Origin of the sequence: Streptomyces sp. SS1-1 (genome assembly GCF_008973465.1) — a bacterium.
GTDB lineage: Bacteria > Actinomycetota > Actinomycetes > Streptomycetales > Streptomycetaceae > Streptomyces.
The window spans coordinates 5,671,513-5,691,168 of record NZ_WBXN01000004.1 but is presented as its reverse complement, the minus strand read 5'-3'; the positions used below and the strand labels follow the sequence as shown (position 1 = coordinate 5,691,168).

Genomic DNA, 19,656 nt, shown 5'->3' with positions numbered 1-19,656 from the left:
CGCCGGATGCGCGGTCACCCCGACCGCTGGCCCTTCCGGCACAAGCTGAACCTCCTGGTGGGCGTGCCGCTGACGGTCGTCGCGGCCCTGCTGGCCTACCTCATCGCCGAGCAGACCGCGCAGTCGCGCGAGGCGGCGAACGCCGCCCGGCTGGTCCGCGAGAGCGTCGAGGTCGCGAAGCTCGTCGACCGGCTGGCCGCCGAGCACCAGCAGGCCGTACTGCTGTCCGTACGGCACGAGGCCGCGGTCGGCGGCGAGCCCTCGACGTCCGCCTACCGCACCGCCCAGGAGCAGGTGGACACCCAGGTCGGGCGGGTGCGCGAGGCGTTCGGCGAGCGGCTGCCGGAGACCGAGGCCCAGGCCCTGAAGAACGTCGAGGGCCTCGCCGGGCTGCGGGACACCGTCGAGGACGGCTACCTGCCGGCCAACAACATCGACCCGGCGTACACCGACGCCGCGAGCCAGCTGATCGACGGCCTCGCCCTGGACCGCAACCCGGAGCTCGCCACCACCTTCACCGGCAACCTGCTGGACTCCCTGCTGCGGTCGGCCGCCGCGCACAGCGAGTTCGAGACGGCCGTCTTCTCCGCGTCGACCGGTGACTCCAACGCGCTGATCGAGGTCATCGGCGCGATCGGCGCCTACGACGAGTTCACGCACCAGTCCGAGCGGTTCACCCGCTTCGCCACCGAGGCGCAGGCCGACACCTTCGCCGGGATCCGGTACACCCCCGCGCAGTCCGTCATCAGCCGGCAGTTCGCCGAGCTGCAGATCGACCCGGGCGCGGCGCAGGCCGGCTCCCCCGCCGAGGTCGCCGAGTCCCTCGACCGCGCCCTGGACTCGTACGACTCCTACCGCGACCAGGCGAAGACCCGGCTGTCGATCACGACCTCGCTGATCGACCAGATCGCCGACCGGGCGGAGGACGCGTCCGACACGGCCGCGTGGCGGGCGCTGCTGCTCCTCGGCGCCGCGCTGCTGGGCTTCGCGCTGTGGCTGGTCCTGGCCGTGCTCGTCCGGCGTTCCGTGGTGCGGCCGGTGGTCGCGCTCACCGGCGCCGCGCGGCAGGTCGCCGACGTGGCCCGGCGCGAGCTGGCGCGGGTCGCCGACGACGACGCCGAGGACGAGGGGCCGCCCCGGCTGCGCGAGATGCCGGTCACCGCGCGGGACGAGATCGGTGAGCTCGCCGAGTCCTTCAACGAGGTGCAGACGACGGCGGCGGCGCTGCTGGAGCGGCAGGTGCTGAGCCGGCGCAACGTCGCCGAGATGTTCGGCAACGTCGGCCGCCGCGTCAGCAACCTGACGTCCCGTCAGCTCATGTTGATCGACGCGGTGGAGCGCGGCGAGACCGACCCCGCGCTGCTCGAACGCCTCTACTCCATCGACCACATCGCGGTCCGTCTGCGGCGCAACGCCGACAGCCTGATGCTGCTGGCCGGCATCCACGAGGCCGCCCTGGACGCCGGTCCCACCTCGCTCACCAACGTCGTACGGGCGGCGCTCGGCCAGATCGAGGGCTTCCAGCGGGTGGAGCTGCGGGCACGCTCCGAGGCCGTCCTGGAGCCGGAGGTCATCGGCGACCTCACGCTGATGGTGGCCGAACTCCTGGAGAACGCCGTGTCGTTCTCGCCGGCCGACAGCCCCGTCGAGGTGACGGTGGCGGCGGACGGCGACGACGCGGTGGTCGTGGTGAGCGACCACGGCCTGGGCATGAGCGCCGAGCGCCTGGCGGAGGAGAACGCCCGCCTGATCCGCCGCGAACGCCTCGACCTCGTCCCGACGAAGGTGCTCGGCCTGTTCGTGGTCGGCACGCTCGCCCGCCGCTGGAAGATCGCCGTCACCCTGTCCCGCACCCCGGGCGGCGGTGTCACGGCCGAGGTGACGATCCCCTCGGCCCGCCTGGTGACCGGCAGCACGACGGCGACGACGTCCACCCCGGCCCTCACGGCCCTGGCCGGCACCGCGAAGCCCGCCCCGGAGCCGTCGGGCGCCCCGGCCACCGGCCCGGTGCCCGCGGACGCCGTACCGGCGGACCCGGACGCCTCCGGCCCCCTCCCCCGCCGTGCCAGGCGCCCCGCGGCGACCGTGCCCGCGCCCCGCTCCGGAGAGGCCCCCGCCGGTCCCGGCGCCCCGTCCTCCGCCCGTCCGCTGCGGCGCCGGGTCCGGGGCGCGACCCTGCGCAAGGGCGGGGCGGGCGACGACCGGGCGGCCGTGGTGCCGGACCGGCCCCGGGTCGTCGACGCCGACGCCGTACGCGACGAACTCGACGCGTTCGAGGCCGCCGTGGAGCGCGCGCACCGCGAGAGCGGGGCCGTCCCGGTCCCGGCCCAGAACCCCCCAGCGCAGGACCAGAACGACCCCCCGGAAGGAGCGGAGCAGTGAGCACGTCGACAGGTGGCACCCCGGCAGGAGGCACGGATGCCTCGTCAGCCGAACTGGCGGCCGCCGCGGCCGACTTCACCTGGTTGCTGAATCGCTTCGCGACCGAGACGGCGGGTGTCGTGGACGCCATCGCCGTCTCCTCGGACGGGCTGCTGATCGCCGTGTCGGAGCTGCGGCAGCAGGCCGACTCCGAGCGGCTCGCGGCGATCGTCTCGGGGATCACCAGCCTGGCCGCGGGCGCGTCCGGCAACTACGGTCTCGGAGCGCTCAACAAGGTCATCATCGATCTGGACGGCGGCCATGTGCTGGTCTCCGCGATCGGCAGCGGCGCCGTCCTCGGCGTGGTCACCGACAAGGAGGCCAAGCTCGGCAACATCGCCTACGAGATGACGGTGTTCGCCAACCGGGCCGGAGCCGCCCTGAGCCCGCAGCTCGTCCTGGAGCTGAAGAACAGCGTCGGCGCGGCCTCGGCCCGCTGACCGGGCCGGAAGGAGCGGACACCCCATGGCGGACGACATCCCACCGCCGGAGCCGAGCGGCCCGGAACCGGTCGGGCAGGCGTCCGCCGTCCGGCCGTTCCTGCTCACCGCCGGCCGGGTCGCGGACATCACCGGCGAGCGGGCGATGCCCGTCGAGACCCAGGTGGTGGCCACCGCCGAGGGCCTGGACGGGCTGGACCGGCTGGCCTTCGAGCGGCGCGACATCGTCGCCGTGTGCCGGCTGCCGCAGTCCCTCGCGGAGATCGCGGCCCGGCTGCGGCTGCATCTGAACGTGGTGCGGGTCCTCGCCGAGGACCTGCGCGACGAGGGCCGGCTGACGGTGCACGTGCCCGACTCCGGCGTCGTCCACGACGCCTCCGTCCTGCGCAGGGTCATCGAGGGCCTGCGCGCCATCCCCGACGCACGAGGGGTCCTCAGTGACAGCGACTGAAACGGCCGCCGGCGCCACGGCCGGAACGTCGGCGACGGCACGGCCGCCGCTGCCGGTCAAGATGGTGATCGCGGGCGGCTTCGGCGTGGGCAAGACCACCGCCGTGGGGGCGATATCCGAGATCGAGCCGCTCACCACGGAGGCGGCCATCACGGAGGTCGCGGCGGGCGTCGACGACCTCACGCACACCCCGCAGAAGTCCACGACGACGGTCGCCATGGACTTCGGCTGCATCACCATCGACCCGACCCTGAAGCTGTACCTGTTCGGCACGCCCGGGCAGGAGCGGTTCGGATTCATGTGGGACGACCTGATCGAGGGCGCGGTCGGCGCCCTCGTCATCGTCGACACCCGGCGCCTGGACGACTGCTTCGCCGCCGTCGACTACTTCGAGCACAAGGGCATCCCGTTCACCGTCGCCGTCAACGCGTTCGACGGGCGGGTCGAGCACACCCTGGACGAGGTCCGCTGGGCGCTCGACGTCAGCGAGGGCGTCCCCGTCGTCGTGTTCGACGCCCGGGAGACCGGCTCCGTGCGGGACGCCCTGCTCGTCGTCCTGGAACTGGCCCTGGCGCGCACGGAGGGCTGACGGTGGTGCCGGGCGGCCGGCACCACCGTCACGGTCAGGTGGGCCTGCGCACGCCCCGGGAGACCGCGAGCCGGGCCACCGCCCAGAACACCAGCAGGGTGGCCACGGCGAGCCCGGCCACCAGCGTGGCGCCGCCCACGACCTTCTCGTAGTCCCGCTGGTAGAGGCCGTCCACGATGTAGCGGCCGAGGCCGCCGAAGCTGACGTACGCGGCGATCGTGGCCGTCGAGACGATCTGGATGGCGGCGGAGCGCAGCCCGCTGAGGATCAGCGGGAGCGCCGTGGGCAGTTCGACCCGGAACAGCACCTGCGCCTCGCCCATGCCCATGCCGCGCGCCGCGTCCACGGGCGCCGGGTCCAGGGACCGCATCGCCTCGTTGGTGGTGACCAGGATCGGCGGCACGGCGAGCACCACCAGCGGGATCATCACCGGGGCCATGCCGAGACCCAGCAGGATGAACATGAGCACCATCAGGCCGAAGCTGGGCAGCGCCCGGCCGGAGGTGGCGATGAGGGCGAGCACGTTGCCGCCGCGCCCGGTGTGCCCGGTGAGCAGCCCGACGGGCAGTCCGATGGCGGCGGCGATGCCGAGGGCCATCAGCGTGTACTGGACGTGCTCGCCGAGCCGGACCGGGATGCCGTCGTAGCCGTGCCAGTGGGCGCTGTCGCTGAAGAACGCGTCGGCGAAGTTCAGGATGTTCACCGGGCGGCTCCCTTCGCGAGGACGGTCCGGGCGCCCCGGCCGCCGCCGCGCGGCATCCAGGGCGTCACCCACACCCGCAGGACGATCAGCAGGGCGTCGACGAGGATGGCGAGGACGGCGGTGGAGATCACGGACAGCCAGACCAGCCGGGGCTGGTTGTACTTCAGTCCGGCGTCGAGCATGTTGCCGAGGGCGCCCTCGTTGCCGATGAGCATGCCGACGCTGACGAGGGAGATGCTGGAGACGGCCGCGACCCGCAGTCCGGCGAGGATGGCGGGCGCGGCGATGGGCAACTGCACCTGGAGGTAGCGGCGTACGGGTCCGAGGCCCATCGCGGTGGCCGCGGCCAGGGTCTCCTGCGGCACCGAGCGCACGCCGTCCACGATGGCCGGGACGAGCACGACCAGGCTGTAGACGGCCAGCGGGATCATCACCGTCAGCTCGCTCAGCCCGGTGTAGTCGATGAGGACGACGAAGAACGCCAGCGACGGGATGGCGTAGAGGACGGTCGTCACCCACAGCACCGGCGGGTACAGCCAGCGGAAGCGCACGCACAGCTGGGCGAGCGGCAGCGCCAGGACGAGTCCGGCCAGCACCGGCACCAGCGCCTCGCGCAGATGCAGCCCCACGAGGCCGAGGAAGCTGTGCTCCAGATAGCTCGGCATGTCGAAGAGGTCGTTCACGGGGCGACCTTCTGGGCCGTGCCGGCGGCGGCGCGGCCGGCGTGGGCGCCGCGGATGGCCTCGCCGATGGACGTCTGCGAGACGACGCCGGTGGCCCGTCCCTCGCCGTCCACGGCGACGGCCCAGCCGGTCGGCGAGAGCACCGCGCAGTCCAGGGCGGCCCGCAGGGAGTCGCCGCCGGCGGTGAACGGCCGTCCGTGCGACAGGAGTCGGCCGGTGTCGATGGACCCGGCCGTCAGCTCGGCGGGGTCGCCCCAGCCGACGGGCCGGCCGTCGGTGTCGACGACGAGGAGGTGGGGGGCGCCCGCGCGGGAGGCGGCGGCGAGTTGCTCGGCGGAGGCGTCGACGGCGACGATCGGCCCGGTGAGCAGGTCGAGTCCGGCCGAGGAGAAGAAGGACAGCCGGCGGATGCCCCGGTCGGCGCCGAGGAAGTCCTCGACGAACGCGTCGGCGGGGTCGGTGAGCAGGTCGGCGGGTGGGGCGAACTGGGCCAGATGACCGCCGGTGCGCATCACGGCGACCATGGTGCCGAGCTTGACGGCCTCGTCGATGTCGTGGGTGACGAAGACGATGGTCTTGCCCAGCTCCTCCTGGATGCGCAGGAGTTCGTCCTGGAGTCCCTTGCGCACCACGGGGTCGACGGCCGAGAACGGCTCGTCCATCAGCAGCACCGGCGGGTCGGCGGCGAGCGCGCGGGCGACGCCGACGCGCTGCTGCTGGCCGCCGGAGAGCTGGTACGGGTAGCGCTTGGCGAGGGAGCCGTCGAGGCCGACCCGTTCCATCAGTTCCCGGGCGCGGGCGCGGGACTTCTCCTTGCCCCAGCCGAGGAGGCGGGGCACGGTCGCGATGTTGTCGAGGATCGTGCGGTGCTGGAAGAGGCCCGCGTTCTGGATGACGTACCCCATGGACCGGCGCAGGGTGTTGACCGGCTGCTGCTGGATGTCCACGCCGTCGAGGAGGATGGTGCCCTCGCTGGGCTCGACCATCCGGTTGATCATCCGCAGTGTGGTCGTCTTGCCGCAGCCGGACGGTCCCACGAGGACGGTGATCGAGCGGTCGGGTATCTCCAGCGACAGCCGGTCGACCGCCACCGTGCCGTCCGGGTATCGCTTGGTGACTGCATCTATCCGTATCAAAACGCCGAATACCCTTCGGGTCTGGCAGGTTTCGCCCGCGTGCGACCCACGGGCCGGCCGATGGGGCCCGAGTCTAGACGTCTTGTGTTGCGGCACCTTTGCGCTGGTCCGGTATCGGGCGGGCACGCAGCGCGGCGAAGGCCCGTCCGTCCACCGTCCACTGTCCGGCGGGGCTCCATCCGGTCCGTGCCGCGTGCCGGAGCAGGGCGGGGGTGCCGAGGCGGGCCCAGGGGAAGAGGGGGCCCTCGGCGCCCCGCGCGTCGGTGACATGGACCTCGACGCGCTCGTCGAGATCGACGCCGGGCACGGTCTCGGCGAGCAACAGGCCGCCGGGGCGGACGAGTCGGGCGAGGCGCTCCAGCAGGGCCGCCGGGTCGCCGCCGATGCCGATGTTGCCGTCGAGGAGCAGGGCGGTGCCCCAACGGCCCTCGCCGGGCAGCGGATCGAACACGGAGCGGCGCAGCGCGGGGCCGCCGAGCCGCGCGGTGCGGGCGACGGCGGCGTCGCTGACGTCGATGCCGAGGACCGTACGGCCCTGCCGGGCCAGGGCCGCGACCAGGCGTCCGGGGCCGCAGCCGACGTCGAGGACCGCGCCCTCGCAGCGCCGCAGCACCTCTCGGTCCACCGCGTCGGCGTCGGCGCACCAGCGCTCCACGTCCAGCGGCAGCAGCCAGCCGTCGGCGCGCCGCAGGAAGAGGGGGCCGCGGCCGCTGCCGAGGGCACGCGCGTAGGGGTCGGCGGACCAGGAAGCGACCGGGTCCGCGGGGGTGGCGGTCTCCGTCAGCCCGCTCATCGGCGGGCCGCCGGGGCGAGCCGGGCCAGGGCCGTGGCGAACCGTCCGCCGGGGGCCGCGGCGGCGACCAGTCCGGCGTCGTGCGCGGTGTCGACGTCCCGGAGGCTCGGCAGGTCCCGGACCCGCAGTCCGGCGAGCCGGGCGCGCTGGGCGGCGCCGGTGTACGGCTGCGACATGGGCACCCCCCGCAGCCGGTCCGGGTCGGGTTCGGCGAGGCCGAGCGCCCAGAAGCCACCGTCCCGTGCCCGGCCGAAGTACGCGTCGCAGTCCGCCCAGTCGACGGTGAGCAGGTCGGGGGTGACCTGCGGGGTGTCCATCCCGATGAGCAGAGCCGGGCCGTCGCAGGCGGCGAACGCGTCGGCGAGCCGTTCGTCGAGGCCGCCCGTGGTCTGCGGGACGACGTCGAAGCCGGGCGGCAGCCAGGGGCCGGGCGTGCCGTCGAGGACGAGGACGCGACGCCGGGCGGGCGTGCGCGCGACAGCGTCCAGGGTGTCCGCGAGGGCGGCCTCGGCGAGCGCGGCGGCCTCCTCGGGGGTGAAGGGCGGGGTGAGCCGGGTCTTGACGCGGCCCGGGCGAGGCTCCTTGGCGATGACGACGAGGGTGGTCACGGGCGGGCCCCTTCCCGGACGGCGGGCGCGGCTGCGGGTTCCTCGGAGAGCACGCGGCTCATGTCGCGGACATCGGAGGCACCGGTGAACGGAAGGGCCTCCTCGGGGGCGCAAGGCCGGATGAGCCGCGTCTCGATCCGACCCGGGCGCGGCCCGTTGGCGATGACGACGAGGGTGGTCACGGGCGGGCCCCTTCCCGGACGGCGGGCGCGACTGCGGGTTCCTCGGAGAGCACGCGGCTCATGTCGCGGACCGCGTGCCAGGTGCCGCGCCAGGTGCCGGTGACCTTGGAGGCGCCGGTGCGGGGGCGGTAGGGCACGTCGTCCTCGGTGATGCGCCAGCCGGCGTCGGCGGCCCGGACCACCATCTGCAGGGGGTAGCCGCTGCGCCGGTCCGTCAGGTCCAGGGCGAGCAGGTCCTCCCGGCGGGCGGCGCGCAGCGGGCCGAGGTCGCGCAGTCGCAGCCCGGTGCGGCGGCGCAGGAGCCGGGTGAGGGCGAGGTTGGCGGCGCGGGCGTGCGGGGGCCAGGCGCCCCGCCGCTCGGGCCGGCGGCGGCCGAGGACCAGGTCGGCCTCGCCGGCCACGACGCGTTCCACGAACGGCACCAGGTCGCCGGGGTCGAGGGAGGCGTCGCAGTCGCAGAAGCAGACGACGGGGGCGGTGGCGGCGGTCAGGCCCGCGTGGCAGGCGGCGCCGAAGCCGCGCCGCGTCTCGTGGATGACCGTGGCGCCGAGGCGGGCCGCGAGGTCCGCGGAGCCGTCGGTGGAGCCGTTGTCCACGACGAGCGCCCGCCAGCCGGGCGGGACGCGTTCCAGGACCCAGGGCAGCGCCTCGGCCTCGTCGAGGCAGGGCAGTACGACGTCGACGGGTGCCGGGTCCGCGGGGGTGGCTCGGGGTGAGGAGATCGTCACGGCTTTCACCCTACGAGCACGAACCGGGCATACCGGACGACGGCTCCTTACGGAACGCGGACGTCGCCGTCCGGGCGGCGCCTCGCGCGCGCGGAGGGTGCGAGGCTGGCCGTATGAAGCAGCAAGAGCCGAGCGGCGGGGCCGGGGCACGGGTCCTCGTCGTGGACGACGACCCCACCGTGGCCGAGATCGTCTCCGGGTACCTGGACCGCGCCGGGTACGTGGTGGACCGGGCCGGTGACGGGCCCTCCGCCCTCGCCGCGGCGGCGGCGCGCCGCCCCGACCTCGTCGTCCTCGACCTGATGCTGCCCGGCATGGACGGCCTGGAGGTGTGCCGCCGGATGCGCGGTCAGGGCCCGGTGCCGGTCATCATGCTGACCGCGCGCGGCGACGAGGACGACCGCATCCTCGGCCTGGAGGTCGGCGCGGACGACTACGTCACCAAGCCGTTCAGTCCCCGGGAGCTCGTGCTGCGGGTCGGGTCGGTGCTGCGCCGCGCCCGCCCCGCGCAGCCGTCCGGCGTCCTCGGCGGCGGGGGCCTGTCGGTGGACCCGGCGGCCCGCCGCGCGACCAAGAACGGGGCCGAACTCGCCCTCACCATCAGGGAGTTCGACCTGCTGACGTTCTTCCTGCGCCATCGCGGCAAGGTGTTCAGCCGTGAGGACCTGATGCGCGAGGTGTGGGGCTGGGACTTCGGCGACCTGTCGACCGTGACCGTCCATGTGCGCCGGCTGCGCGGCAAGGTCGAGGACGACCCGGCCCGGCCGCGCCTCATCCAGACCGTGTGGGGCGTCGGCTACCGCTTCGACACCGACGGCGCCGCCCCCGCCGAGGAGGGCTGACGTGCGCGACACCCTGCTCATCGCCCTGTTCGCGTTCCTGGGCGCCGCCGCGGCGGGCGTCCTGGGCGCCTGTGTGCTGCTGCTGATCCGGCGGCGCTCGCTGATCACGCACCTCGCCGTCGTCGCGGGCGTCGGCGTCACCGCGATGCTGGCGGGCACGCTCGCCGTGGCGCAGGCGATGTTCCTGTCCGGGCACGACCTGAGCGTCGTCACGACCGTCGTCGCGATGGCCGCGGTGGTCTCCCTTGCGACCGCGCTGCTGCTGGGCCGCTGGGTCGCCGCCCGCAGCCGCGCCCTGGCGCTCGCCGCCCGCTCCTTCGGCGACGGCGGTGCGTTCACCTCCCCCGACGGGCCCGCCACGGCGGAACTCGCCGCGCTGAGCCGGGAACTGGAGGCGACCAGCGCCCGGCTCGCGGAGTCCCGGGAGCGGGAACGCGCCCTGGAGTCCTCGCGCCGCGAACTGGTCGCCTGGATCTCCCACGACCTGCGCACCCCGCTGGCCGGGCTGCGCGCGATGGCGGAGGCCCTGGAGGACGGGGTGGCCGCCGACCCGGACCGCTATCTGAAGCAGATCCGCATGGAGGTCGAGCGGCTGGACGGCATGGTGGGCGACCTGTTCGAGCTGTCCCGGATCCACGCCGGCACGCTGAAGCTGTCGTTCGCCCGGATGTCCCTGTACGACCTGGTGGGCGACGCCCTCGCGGGCGCGGACGCGCTGGCCCGGGAGCACGGCGTACGGCTGGTCGGCGACCGGGTGGAGGCGCTGCCGGTGCAGGTGGACGGCCGGGAGATGAGCCGGGTGCTGGGCAATCTGCTGGTCAACGCGATCCGCCGGACCCCGGCGGACGGCACGGTCGCGGTCGCCGCCGAACGCTCCCCCGACGGTGTGGTGCTGTCGGTGACCGACGGCTGCGGCGGCATCCCGGAGGAGGACCTGCCGCGTGTCTTCGACACGGGCTGGCGCGGCACGCACGCCCGGACGCCCCCGGCCGGCGCCGGACTCGGACTCGCCATCGTGCGGGGCATCGTGGAGGCGCACGAGGGCCGGGCGGCCGTACGCAACGTGCCAGGCGGCTGCCGCTTCGAGGTGGTGCTGCCCGCCGCCGCTTCCTGAACGCGGGCAGCACCACCGGCCGGTGCGGGGGCGGTCACCCGTCGCGCGGGTCCGCCCCGGCGAACTCCGCCATTCCCTCGGCGAAGGACACCTGCGCCTTCCAGCCCAGTTCGGCACGCAGCCGCGCGGAGTCGGCCGTGATGTGCCGGACGTCCCCGAGACGGTACTCCCCCGTCACCACCGGCCGGGGCCCGCCGTGGGCGGTCGCGAGGGCGTGGGCCATCTCGCCGACGGTGTGCGGCTCGCCGCTCCCGGTGTTGTACGCGGTCAGGGCGCCCGGCGTCAGGTCCCCGCCGGTCGCCTCCAGCGCGGCCACGTTCGCGGCGGCCACGTCGCGCACATGGACGAAGTCCCGCCGCTGGCGCCCGTCCTCGAAGACGCGGGGTGCCTCCCCGCGCGCGAGGGAGGAGCGGAAGAAGGACGCGACCCCGGCGTAGGGGGTGTCGCGGGGCATGCCCGGCCCGTAGACGTTGTGGTAGCGCAGCGACACCGCGGTGCCGCCGGTCGCGCGGGCCCAGGACGCCGCCAGGTGTTCCTGGGCGAGCTTGGTCGTCGCGTACACGTTGCGCGGGTCGGCCGGGGCGTCCTCCCCCACCAGCCCCGGCGTCAGATCGGCGCCGCAGACCGGGCAGGGCGGTTCGAAGCGGCCCGCGTCCAGGGCGGCGACGGTGCGCGGGCCGGGCCGGACGACCCCGTGCCGGGGGCAGGTGTAGCGGCCCTCGCCGTACACGACCATCGACCCGGCCAGCACCAGCCGGCGCACCCCGGCCCCGGCCATCTCCGTGAGCAGCACGGCCGTGCCGAGGTCGTTGCGGGAGACGTACTCCGGGGCGTCCGCGAAGCCGGTGCCGAGGCCGACCATGGCCGCCTGGTGGCAGACGGCGTCGACGCCGGCGAGGGCGTGCCGTACGGCGCCGGGGTCGCGCACGTCGGCCGCGGGATCGGTGCGGACGTCGTACACGACGGGTTCGTGCCCGTGGGCGGCGAGCGCCCGGACGAGGGAGGACCCGATGAATCCGGCGCCGCCGGTGACCAGTACACGCATGCGTCCACGCTAGGGCGCCACCGCTCACCGGGGCCGTCACGCGGCCCCCATGTCATGGGTTCGTAAGGGCCGGGGCGGTCAGCGGGAGCGTCACTGTGAACCGGGTCCGCCCCGGCCGCCCGGAGACGCTGATACGGCCGCCGTGGGCCTCCACCAGGGACCGGGCGACGGCGAGCCCGAGGCCGCTGCCGCCCCGGTCGCGGCTGCGGGCCTTGTCGACACGGTAGAAGCGGTCGAAGACGCGTTCGGCGTCGGCGGGCGGTATGCCGGGCCCGGCGTCGGTGACGGCGACCCGCGCGGTGCCGTCACCGACGGACACGGCGAGGGACACCGGGGTACCGGGCGGGGTGTGCACGGCCGCGTTGGTGAGGAGGTTGTCCAGGACCTGGCGGATGCGCTGCGGGTCGAGGCGCAGCGGCACCTCGCCGGGGCCGGGGTGGACCGTCAGCGGGTGGCCGGGGCGGGTGGCGCGGAAGGCGTCCGCCGCCTGTGCCACCAGCTCCACCAGGTCGGCCTCGACCGGGCGCAGCGGCGTCTCCACGTCGGCGGCGTCGAGGCGGGCGAGCAGCAGCAGGTCGTCGAGGAGGACCCCCATCCGGGCGGCCTCGGCGCGCAGCCGCGCGAGATGCCGCTCGCGCTCCTCGGGGGCGTTGGCGGCGGCGTACTGGAACAGGTCGGCGTATCCGCGCACCGACATCAGGGGTGTGCGCAGTTCGTGCGAGGCGTCCGCGACGAACCGGCGCAGCCGCCGCTCCGCCTCCGCCCGTACGGCCAGCGCGTCGTCGATGTGCTCCAGCATCGTGTTGAACGCGGTGCGCAGTTCCTCCACCTCGGGTCCGCCACCGCGCCGGTCGTGCCGCACCGGAAGCCGCGCGGAGTCGGTCAGGTCGTGCGAGGTGATGTCCCGCGCGGTGTGCGCCATGTCGCTCAACGGCTTGAGGCCGCGGCGCAGCATGCCCCGGCCGAGGACCACCAGGGCGACCAGCGCCAGCCCGAAGGTGACGGCCTGGACGGTGATCAGCCGGCCGACGGTGTCCTCGATGCCGTCCAGGGGCGCGGCGCTGACCAGGACCACGCCGGGCTCGACCTCGCAGGCCCGCAGCCGGTACTCGCCCTCGCCCGGCAGCCGCGCGGTGCGCAGCACCTCCCGGTGGGCGCGGGACTGGGCGCGGGCCAGCGCGGTGAAGTCGCCGACGTCGTCGGGGAGATCGGCCGGGTCCTCCGGGGTGCGCAGAACGGCCCTGCCGTCCGTCACGTCGTACACGGCGTAGAACCAGCTGTAGTACTTCTTGCCGCCGAGCGTGCCGTGGTCGGCGAGGGACTTGGACTGGGCGATCTGCCCGTGCGCCAGCTGGGTGTCGAGCTGCGCGGCCAGGTAGTCGCGCATGGACGTGGTCAGCGCGGTGCCGACCACCGCGAACACCGTCAGCGACAGCACGGCGAGACCGAGCGCGAGCCGGGTCCCGAGGCGCATCGCGCGGTACGCCCGGCGCAGCCGCGCGATCACCCCGACGCCTCCCGGACGACGTAGCCGAAGCCGCGCACGGTGTGGATCAGCGGGGCGCCGGTGTCGTCCAGCTTGCGGCGCAGCCTGCTGACGACGAGTTCGACGACGTTGGAGCGGCCGCCGAAGCCGTACTCCCAGACGTGGTCGAGGATCTGGGCCTTGGTGAGCACGGCGGGCGACCTGCGCATCAGATAGCGCAGCACCTCGTACTCGGTCGGGGTGAGGGTGAGCAGCCGGTCGCCGCGCCGGACCTCGCGGGTGTCCTCGTCCATCGTCAGATCGGCGACCCGCAGCACCGAGCGCGGGAAGCCGGGGCCGGTGCTGCGCCGGAGCACGGTGCGCAGCCGGGCCATCAGCTCCTCCACGGCGAACGGTTTGACCAGGTAGTCGTCGCCGCCGCGGGTGAGCCCGGCGACGCGGTCGGCGACGCCGTCGCGGGCGGTCAGGAACACCACGGGCACCATCCGCCCGCCGGCCCGCAGCCGGTCCAGGACCCCGAAGCCGTCGACGTCGGGCAGCATCAGGTCGAGCACCACGATGTCCGGGTGGAACTCGGCGGCCCTGCGCAGCGCCTCCGCGCCGGTGTGGGCGGTGACGGCCTCCCAGCCCTCGTAGCGGGCGACGGTCGCGACGAGGTCGGCGATGGGCGGGTCGTCGTCCACGACGAGCAGGCGTACGTTCTCCACCCGTTCATAGTGCGGCACTTGGCGCGGCAGGCCGAGGGGCGGGCACGCTGCGGAACCGGATCGACAGGTGGCCGACAGCTTTCAGGCGCCGGGCGGCGCCTCCCCGCGCGGCCGGCGGTGGCGCAGTGCGTACACGGCCGCCGAACCCCCGCACAGTACGGCCGTGATGAGGAGCCAGCGGGCGAGGAAGCCGTCCGGGGGCAGGCCCGTGGCGCGCGCGTAGCGGTCCGCGACCCGGCCCGTGATCAGCGGGAACCACACCAGCAGGAGCAGCAGCGACAGGGCGGCGGGCACCCGGACGTACATCGTGCGGGCGCGGTGGCCGGAGCGTTCCATGCCGCGCAGCAGCGCGCGGTCCGCCGCCCCGTACAGCGGCACGAGGACGAGGTCGTGGAGGACGGCCGCGCCCACGAACCACAGCGCGACCGCGAACGGGTCGTCCTCGAGCAGCCGCACGCCCGCGTACGCCGTGAGCGCGAAGGAGCAGGCGAGCAGGAGCAGGTGCAGGGGGCTGCCGAGGGGCGGGCGCCGCCGGCGCATCACAGGTCCCCGAAGGTCAGCCGCGCCACCCACTTGGTGTTCAGGACACCGGGCGCGGCGGGCACGATGACGCGGGCCGGATAGCCGTGGTCGAGGGTGAGTCCGGCGCCGTTGACGGCGAGGGCGAGCAGGCTGTCCGGGTCGGCGACCTGGTCGGCGCGCAGGGCCGCCCGCCGGAAGGCGCCGTGCCGCTGGAGGGACTCCACGAGGACGTCGGACGGGTCCCCCACGTCGCCCGAGTCGCCGGCGAGCGCCGCCAGGTCCCGCAGCCGTACCCCGCGCCAGCGCTGGTCGGAGGTGGACCAGCCCTCCACGCAGGCGATCGGCAGGGCCGCCTCGTGCTGCGGCAGCGCGAGCAGGTCGGCGCGGGAGAGGCGGACGGTGCGCCCGGCGCGGCCCGTCACCACGAGCCGCCACGCCTCCTCGGACGTCTCGGCCGCGCGGATCCCGGCGTACCGGGCCGTCTTGTTGATCTGGAAGGCGCCCGGGCCGCTGCCCGGTTCGGGGCCGCCGTGCGGGGCGAGCAGGGCGGTGCGGCGCGGCACCCCGTCGAAGTTCTGCCCGACGGTGGTGGCGAACAGCAGCAGGGAGCCGCCCCCGACGAAGGCGAGGGCGCCGCGCCGCGAGACGGTCGGCTCGGCGGGCTCCGGCGCCACCAGCCCGCCGGACTCCTCCCGCAGCCCCCGCAGTCCGCGCCGGGCCGCGGGCGCCCTGAGCAGCACATGGACGACGAACGCGGCGAAGAAGACCCATGCCCCGTAGAAGTGCAGCGGGTAGAAGGACCCCGGGAAGACGTAGTCCAGCTGGATGTTGAGCACGCCCGTCACGAACTCGAACAGCGCGCCGCCGACCAGGAACAGCAGCGAGAGGCGTTCCAGCGCGTGCGCGACGGACCGGGCGGGCGGCAGCCGGAACAACAGCGGGGCGACCGACCACAGCTTGGCCAGCAGCACCGGGATCAGGGTGAGGCCGAGGGTGACGTGGACGCCCTGGTTCAGCCGGTACAGCCAGCGCGGTCCGGTCGGCCAGGGGAAGAGGTACAAGCCGAGGACGCCCTTGCCGGGGGTCTTGTCGTTCACCGGCGACAGGTCCGGGTTGTAGGCGGCGTACGACAGCAGCCCGGTCACGAACAGGACCGTGATCCCGCCGAGCAGAACGACACCGAGCACCGAGGTCAGCCAGGGTCCGCGCAGCGGACTGCGCCAGAACGAGGGGGCGAAGGGGGACCGTGCCATGTGCCGACCGTAGGCGGGGCCGGCCCCGCCGGGCGTGAGGCGAACCATGACGGATCGCTGACGTCTCCGCTTGTCACACGGGGGGCGGACCCCGGGCGTCCTAGCGTGCTGACGTGACCCGTGATCTCCTCCCCGAGACCCCCGAGACCCCCGAGATGCCCGAGACCCCCGAGGCCCACCCGGACGCCCGTCCCGGGGACGCCCGCCGCGCGCTGCGCCGCGACCTGTACGCGGCCGGCGCCGCCGTCCTGCTGTTCGCGGTGGCGGCGGTGGCCGGGACCGTCGTGGAGCGCCGCGACGCCACCCTCCACGTCAAATGGCCTCCGCTGCTCGCGACCTGGCATCCGCACATCGGTCCCGGCACCCCGGCCGCGCTCCTCGTCGCGGTCGCCGTGGTGGCGTACGGCCCCGCCCTGGCCGCCCGGCTGCCCTGGCGCCGGCTGCTCGCGGCCGTATGGGGGGCCGCACTGGCCTGGACCTGGTCGCTGGCGCTGGTCGACGGCTGGCAGCGGGGGGTCGCCGGCCGGCTGACGACACGGCACGAGTACCTCCGGGCCGTCGACCGCTTCCAGGACATCCCCGCCACGCTGCGGGACTTCACCGGGCACATCCTGCTCGGCACCCCGGACCACTGGCCCGCGCATGTCGCCGGGCACCCGCCGGCGGCCACCCTCACCTTCGTGTACCTGGACCGGGCCGGTCTGGGCGGCGGGGCCTGGGCGGCTGCCTGGTGCATCACCCTCGGCGGCACGGCGGCGGTCGCCGTCCTCGTCGCCGTCCGGGCGCTCGCCTCCGAGCGGCACGCCCGGCGCGCCGCTCCATTCCTCGTCCTGCTGCCGGGCGCCGTGTGGCTGGGCACCTCGGCCGACGCGTACTTCGCGGCGGTCGCGGCGTGGGCGGTGGCGTTCCTCGCGCTGGCGGTGACGGGGCACCGGCCCCGCTCGGCGGGTCTGGCCGCCGGGCTCCTGGCGGGCCTCGCCGTCTACCTGTCGTACGGGCTGACGCTGCTCGTGGTGATCGGCGCGGCCGTGCTGTGGCTGGGGTCGGCGCGGCTGCGGGCGCTGCCGTTCGTCCTGGCGGGGTGCGCGGTGGTGCCGCTGGTGTTCACGGCGTTCGGCTTCTACTGGTGGGACGCCTACGACGTGCTCGTCACCCGCTACCACCAGGGCGTCGGCGGCGAGCGGCCGCAACCGTACTGGGTGTGGGCGAACCTGGCGTGCCTGGTGGCGGTGGTGGGGACGGCGACGGTGGCGGGCCTGCGGCGGGCCGGGGCCGTGCTCGGGCGCCGGGAGCGCACCGCCGGCGGGCGGCTCACGGTGCTCGTCCTGGCCGCGCTGGCCGCACTGCTCGTCGCCGACCTGTCCGGGATGAGCAAGGCGGAGACGGAGCGGATCTGGCTGCCGTTCGCCGTGTGGCTGCTGCCCGCGACGGCGTTCCTGACCGGGGTCCGGGGCTGGCTGGCGGCCCAGGCGCTGGTGGCCCTGCTCGTCAACCATCTGCTGCTGACGGGCTGGTGAGGGGGCCGGGACGGCGCGGGCGGGGGCCGTGTGACGCACGCCGCACAGCGGATCGTAAGTTTTTCCCGCAGCGGTGATTGTTCTCGCCGTCCCGTCCGTACCTCTGGGGGTACGAGTCGTTCACGTCTGGAGGCACGATGCCCGTCTCGCGCCGCATGGTTGGCACCGTCTTCGTGGGAGGCGCCCTGGTCCTGACCCTGTCCGCCCTCGCCTATCCCGCCATGCTGGGTGTGCAGACCACCTCCGTCAGCCAGGACCGCGTCATCGCCAACACGCAGTGGGGGCCGCTGACCGAGGCGGACCGTGACTTCGTGGTCAAGGTGCGGGCGGCGGGGCTCTGGGAGCACCCGCTGGGCATGATGGCGATGCAGCGGGGCACGACACCGGCGATGAAGGAGGCCGGCAAGCACCTGGTGGTCGGTCACGCCCGCCTCGACCTGGCCTGCCGCAAGATCGCGTCGCAGCTGAACATCACGCTGCCGAACCAGGCGAGCCCCCAGCAGCAGCAGTTCGTCGCGACGGTGGACTCCAAGACGGGCAAGGAGTTCGACTCGACCGGCGTGGCGATCATGCGGGTGACCCACGGTCAGATCTTCCCGGTCATCGCGAAGATCCGGGCGAACACGCAGAACACCATGGTGCGCCAGCTGGCCGACCTCGCGAACGACACCGTGCTCGACCACATCACGGTCCTGGAGAAGACCGGGCTGGTCAACTTCGACCAGAACAACTTCCAGCAGACCACGCCGCCGAAGCTGCCCCAGGACCAGCTGACCCCGCCCCCGCCGCAGCCGGGCGCTCCGGTCCTCACGCTCGCCATCCCGAAGGGCCTGGAGAACCTGGACACCAAGTCCCCGACGGCGCTGCCCAGCGCGGACGTCAGGTGATCCGGTGCCCCCGTCCTCCGGGGGCACCGCCGCTCAGCCGGTCTTCCAGCCCCGGTGCGTGTCCAGCCGCTCCCATTCGGCGGCCCACTGCTCCAGCCGCCGCCGGTCCATCATCAGGCGGACCACCCAGCCGGCGCCGAGGACGACACCGGCCGCGCCCGCTCCGGCGAGCAGGCCGCCGGAGACCGCGTGCAGGGTCGTCTCGGCGACGGACAGCGGTTCGTTGACGACCCGGCCGTGCCGGTCGGTCCACACCTGTACCTTGCCGCCGGCCTTGGCCTTCGGCGGGACCCGCGCCTCGTCGGTGCGGGTCGTTCCGTCCGGGTCGCTCCAGCGGACCGGGGCCCACACCAGGTGGTCGGTGCTCACGCGGGCGGGCCCGGGCTCCTCGGCGTCCCGCACCAGGACGGCGGTCACCCGGCGGGTCTCGGCGCGGACGCGCTCGGCGGAGCCGACCACGGCGTCCGCCGCCGCGAAGCCGGCGAAGACGCCGCCCAGTACCGCGAGCAGCCACGCGCACAGGACCACCCACGCCTCGATGACGTCGCTGCGCCGCTTCAGCGGGTTGGACCGCCACCGCCACAGCCGGACCTTCGTGCACTCGGACGCCGCCATGCCGACACCCCCTTGAGCACCGACAGCACCCCTCCAGTGTGCGCCCATTCGAGGGGCTCCGCATGTACCCGGACGGCCCTCACCGGCCCCCTCGGGTGGGACCTTCGGGGCAGTCAGCCGGCGGTGCGGCGGATGCGTCCGGCGTACCGCTTCTCCAGCTCCAGGTTGCCCTCGTAGCCGCCCGGCACATTGGCCGAGACATACACGGGCGGGCGTTCCCCGGCCGCGAGGAGCAGCGCGGACGCCTCGGCCACGGCCATCTGCACGAGCAGGACGCCGGTGAGCGTGGACAGGGCGCCCACGGCGCCGCCGCCGGGCAGCTCCAGCAGGGCGTCCCCGCGCGGGGCCGCGTTGTCGAGGACGACGTCGGCGATGTCGGCGAGCTTGCGGCCACTGGCGTGCCCGGCCGGGACGGCGCGGGTGTGGGCGAGGGAGGTCAGGGCGAGGACGTCGTGCCCACGCTCCTTGGCGTGCAGGGCCATCTCCACGACGGCGTTGTTGACACCGGAGTTCGAGATCACGACGAACAGGTCCTGGGGGCGCGGGGCGGCCAGGTCGTAGACGCGGGCGGCGACCCCCGCCCGGCGCTCCAGGAGCGGGTCGTCGAGGACGTCCGGGGACGCGCCGCCGTACAGGACGAGGTCGGCGATGCTGAGCCGGTTGGTGGGCACCAGTCCCCCGGCGCGTCCGGCGATCTCGAGGACGACGGCCTGGGAGTGGCCGGTGCCGAACGCCTGGACGACGCCGTCGGCGCGGACGCATCCGGCGATGAGTTCGGCGGCGCGGGCCACGTCCTCCCGCACGGACGCGGAGCCGGTGAGGCGGTCGAGGACGGCTCTGCTCTCCTGCACGAAACGCTCGGCGCTCACGGACGCGTCGGACATGAACCCTCCCGCGATGAATGCATCCACCAAGTTGCGGCCCACCCATGAAT

The 19,656-nt window shown here is 74.6% G+C and carries 22 protein-coding genes; 8 read left to right on the top strand and 14 right to left on the bottom strand.

Going from position 1 to position 19,656, the window contains the following annotated elements; genetic code table 11:
• The first annotated feature begins 6 nt into the window (after positions 1–6).
• From F8R89_RS27440 to F8R89_RS27425, 4 genes are read left to right on the top strand one after another with little or no spacing between them, the layout of a single operon-like run.
• The gene (locus F8R89_RS27440) at positions 7–2,382 is read left to right on the top strand and encodes a sensor histidine kinase (protein ID WP_151788306.1); all 2,376 of its coding nucleotides are present in this window, start codon (positions 7–9) and stop codon (positions 2,380–2,382) included.
• Positions 2,379–2,861: a roadblock/LC7 domain-containing protein gene (locus F8R89_RS27435; protein WP_062668590.1), complete on the top strand. Its 483-nt coding sequence runs from the start codon at positions 2,379–2,381 to the stop codon at positions 2,859–2,861. Before F8R89_RS27440 ends, F8R89_RS27435 begins: the two co-directional genes overlap by 4 nt.
• Positions 2,862–2,886: 25 nt before the next feature.
• The gene (locus F8R89_RS27430) at positions 2,887–3,312 is read left to right on the top strand and encodes a DUF742 domain-containing protein (RefSeq protein WP_151786446.1); all 426 of its coding nucleotides are present in this window, start codon (positions 2,887–2,889) and stop codon (positions 3,310–3,312) included.
• Positions 3,299–3,901 (top strand): GTP-binding protein, encoded by a 603-nt coding sequence (locus tag F8R89_RS27425; RefSeq protein ID WP_151786445.1) that lies wholly within the window; start codon positions 3,299–3,301, stop codon positions 3,899–3,901. The genes F8R89_RS27430 and F8R89_RS27425 overlap by 14 nt, the downstream gene beginning before the upstream one ends.
• Positions 3,902–3,935: 34 nt before the next feature.
• Here F8R89_RS27425 and F8R89_RS27420 read toward each other — a convergent pair whose 3' ends face one another.
• The 7 genes from F8R89_RS27420 to F8R89_RS27390 form a co-directional block, all read right to left on the bottom strand.
• On the bottom strand, positions 3,936–4,604 hold the full coding sequence (locus F8R89_RS27420; RefSeq protein WP_151786444.1) for an ABC transporter permease: 669 nt from the start codon (positions 4,602–4,604) through the stop codon (positions 3,936–3,938).
• On the bottom strand, positions 4,601–5,287 hold the full coding sequence (locus tag F8R89_RS27415) for an ABC transporter permease (protein ID WP_151786443.1): 687 nt from the start codon (positions 5,285–5,287) through the stop codon (positions 4,601–4,603). The genes F8R89_RS27420 and F8R89_RS27415 overlap by 4 nt, the downstream gene beginning before the upstream one ends.
• Positions 5,284–6,423: an ABC transporter ATP-binding protein gene (locus F8R89_RS27410; RefSeq protein ID WP_192806249.1), complete on the bottom strand. Its 1,140-nt coding sequence runs from the start codon at positions 6,421–6,423 to the stop codon at positions 5,284–5,286. Before F8R89_RS27410 ends, F8R89_RS27415 begins: the two co-directional genes overlap by 4 nt.
• Positions 6,424–6,496: 73 nt before the next feature.
• Complete coding sequence (locus F8R89_RS27405; protein WP_151786442.1) at positions 6,497–7,216, bottom strand: class I SAM-dependent methyltransferase; 720 nt, start codon at positions 7,214–7,216, stop codon at positions 6,497–6,499.
• Positions 7,213–7,824, bottom strand: a complete 612-nt coding sequence (locus tag F8R89_RS27400; protein WP_151786441.1) for a DUF2064 domain-containing protein — start codon at positions 7,822–7,824, stop codon at positions 7,213–7,215. Before F8R89_RS27400 ends, F8R89_RS27405 begins: the two co-directional genes overlap by 4 nt.
• Positions 7,821–8,006 (bottom strand): hypothetical protein, encoded by a 186-nt coding sequence (locus F8R89_RS27395; RefSeq protein ID WP_151786440.1) that lies wholly within the window; start codon positions 8,004–8,006, stop codon positions 7,821–7,823. The genes F8R89_RS27400 and F8R89_RS27395 overlap by 4 nt, the downstream gene beginning before the upstream one ends.
• Positions 8,003–8,743: a glycosyltransferase family 2 protein gene (locus F8R89_RS27390; protein ID WP_151786439.1), complete on the bottom strand. Its 741-nt coding sequence runs from the start codon at positions 8,741–8,743 to the stop codon at positions 8,003–8,005. The genes F8R89_RS27395 and F8R89_RS27390 overlap by 4 nt, the downstream gene beginning before the upstream one ends.
• A gap of 104 nt (positions 8,744–8,847) precedes the next feature.
• On the opposite strand from F8R89_RS27390, the gene F8R89_RS27385 reads away from it, so the two are divergent.
• A complete protein-coding gene (locus F8R89_RS27385; protein WP_151786438.1) occupies positions 8,848–9,576 on the top strand; it encodes a response regulator transcription factor in 729 nt (242 codons plus the stop codon).
• Between the two features lies 1 nt (position 9,577).
• Positions 9,578–10,690, top strand: a complete 1,113-nt coding sequence (locus F8R89_RS27380) for a sensor histidine kinase (RefSeq protein WP_151786437.1) — start codon at positions 9,578–9,580, stop codon at positions 10,688–10,690.
• A 34-nt stretch (positions 10,691–10,724) separates the two neighbouring features.
• Here the strand turns inward: F8R89_RS27380 and F8R89_RS27375 are convergent, their stop codons facing one another.
• From F8R89_RS27375 to F8R89_RS27350, 5 genes are all read right to left on the bottom strand, one after another.
• Entirely contained in the window at positions 10,725–11,735 is a 1,011-nt protein-coding gene (locus tag F8R89_RS27375) for an NAD-dependent epimerase/dehydratase family protein (RefSeq protein WP_151786436.1), read from the bottom strand.
• A gap of 52 nt (positions 11,736–11,787) precedes the next feature.
• Positions 11,788–13,242 (bottom strand): sensor histidine kinase, encoded by a 1,455-nt coding sequence (locus F8R89_RS27370; protein ID WP_151786435.1) that lies wholly within the window; start codon positions 13,240–13,242, stop codon positions 11,788–11,790.
• Positions 13,239–13,928: a response regulator transcription factor gene (locus F8R89_RS27365; RefSeq protein ID WP_151786434.1), complete on the bottom strand. Its 690-nt coding sequence runs from the start codon at positions 13,926–13,928 to the stop codon at positions 13,239–13,241. The genes F8R89_RS27370 and F8R89_RS27365 overlap by 4 nt, the downstream gene beginning before the upstream one ends.
• Positions 13,929–14,009: 81 nt before the next feature.
• Positions 14,010–14,468, bottom strand: coding sequence for a hypothetical protein (locus tag F8R89_RS36320; RefSeq protein ID WP_192806248.1), 459 nt, complete (start codon positions 14,466–14,468; stop codon positions 14,010–14,012).
• A complete protein-coding gene (locus tag F8R89_RS27350; RefSeq protein WP_151786433.1) occupies positions 14,468–15,703 on the bottom strand; it encodes a molybdopterin-dependent oxidoreductase in 1,236 nt (411 codons plus the stop codon). Before F8R89_RS27350 ends, F8R89_RS36320 begins: the two co-directional genes overlap by 1 nt.
• A gap of 155 nt (positions 15,704–15,858) precedes the next feature.
• On the opposite strand from F8R89_RS27350, the gene F8R89_RS27345 reads away from it, so the two are divergent.
• Positions 15,859–17,220 (top strand): hypothetical protein, encoded by a 1,362-nt coding sequence (locus tag F8R89_RS27345; RefSeq protein WP_151788304.1) that lies wholly within the window; start codon positions 15,859–15,861, stop codon positions 17,218–17,220.
• 137 nt (positions 17,221–17,357) lie between these two features.
• Positions 17,358–18,107: a DUF4142 domain-containing protein gene (locus F8R89_RS27340; RefSeq protein ID WP_151786432.1), complete on the top strand. Its 750-nt coding sequence runs from the start codon at positions 17,358–17,360 to the stop codon at positions 18,105–18,107.
• 33 nt (positions 18,108–18,140) lie between these two features.
• On the opposite strand, the gene F8R89_RS27335 is transcribed toward F8R89_RS27340, so the two are convergent.
• Both F8R89_RS27335 and F8R89_RS27330 read right to left on the bottom strand, forming a co-directional pair.
• On the bottom strand, positions 18,141–18,722 hold the full coding sequence (locus F8R89_RS27335; RefSeq protein WP_151786431.1) for a hypothetical protein: 582 nt from the start codon (positions 18,720–18,722) through the stop codon (positions 18,141–18,143).
• Between the two features lie 113 nt (positions 18,723–18,835).
• A complete protein-coding gene (locus F8R89_RS27330) occupies positions 18,836–19,606 on the bottom strand; it encodes a sugar isomerase domain-containing protein (protein ID WP_151786430.1) in 771 nt (256 codons plus the stop codon).
• Positions 19,607–19,656 lie beyond the last annotated feature (50 nt).

Excerpts from the sequence above, each read along its gene's own strand:
- F8R89_RS27375 (WP_151786436.1), bottom strand. The coding sequence starts at position 11,735 with ATGCGTGTACTGGTCACCGGCGGCGCCGGATTCATCGGGTCCTCCCTC.
- F8R89_RS36320 (WP_192806248.1), bottom strand. The coding sequence starts at position 14,468 with ATGCGCCGGCGGCGCCCGCCCCTCGGCAGCCCCCTGCACCTGCTCCTG.
- F8R89_RS27345 (WP_151788304.1), top strand. The coding sequence starts at position 15,859 with ATGCCCGAGACCCCCGAGGCCCACCCGGACGCCCGTCCCGGGGACGCC.
- F8R89_RS27335 (WP_151786431.1), bottom strand. The coding sequence starts at position 18,722 with ATGGCGGCGTCCGAGTGCACGAAGGTCCGGCTGTGGCGGTGGCGGTCC.
- F8R89_RS27405 (WP_151786442.1), bottom strand. The coding sequence starts at position 7,216 with ATGAGCGGGCTGACGGAGACCGCCACCCCCGCGGACCCGGTCGCTTCC.
- F8R89_RS27350 (WP_151786433.1), bottom strand. The coding sequence starts at position 15,703 with ATGGCACGGTCCCCCTTCGCCCCCTCGTTCTGGCGCAGTCCGCTGCGC.
- F8R89_RS27440 (WP_151788306.1), top strand. The coding sequence starts at position 7 with ATGCGCGGTCACCCCGACCGCTGGCCCTTCCGGCACAAGCTGAACCTC.
- F8R89_RS27385 (WP_151786438.1), top strand. The coding sequence starts at position 8,848 with ATGAAGCAGCAAGAGCCGAGCGGCGGGGCCGGGGCACGGGTCCTCGTC.
- F8R89_RS27340 (WP_151786432.1), top strand. The coding sequence starts at position 17,358 with ATGCCCGTCTCGCGCCGCATGGTTGGCACCGTCTTCGTGGGAGGCGCC.
- F8R89_RS27330 (WP_151786430.1), bottom strand. The coding sequence starts at position 19,606 with ATGTCCGACGCGTCCGTGAGCGCCGAGCGTTTCGTGCAGGAGAGCAGA.
- F8R89_RS27430 (WP_151786446.1), top strand. The coding sequence starts at position 2,887 with ATGGCGGACGACATCCCACCGCCGGAGCCGAGCGGCCCGGAACCGGTC.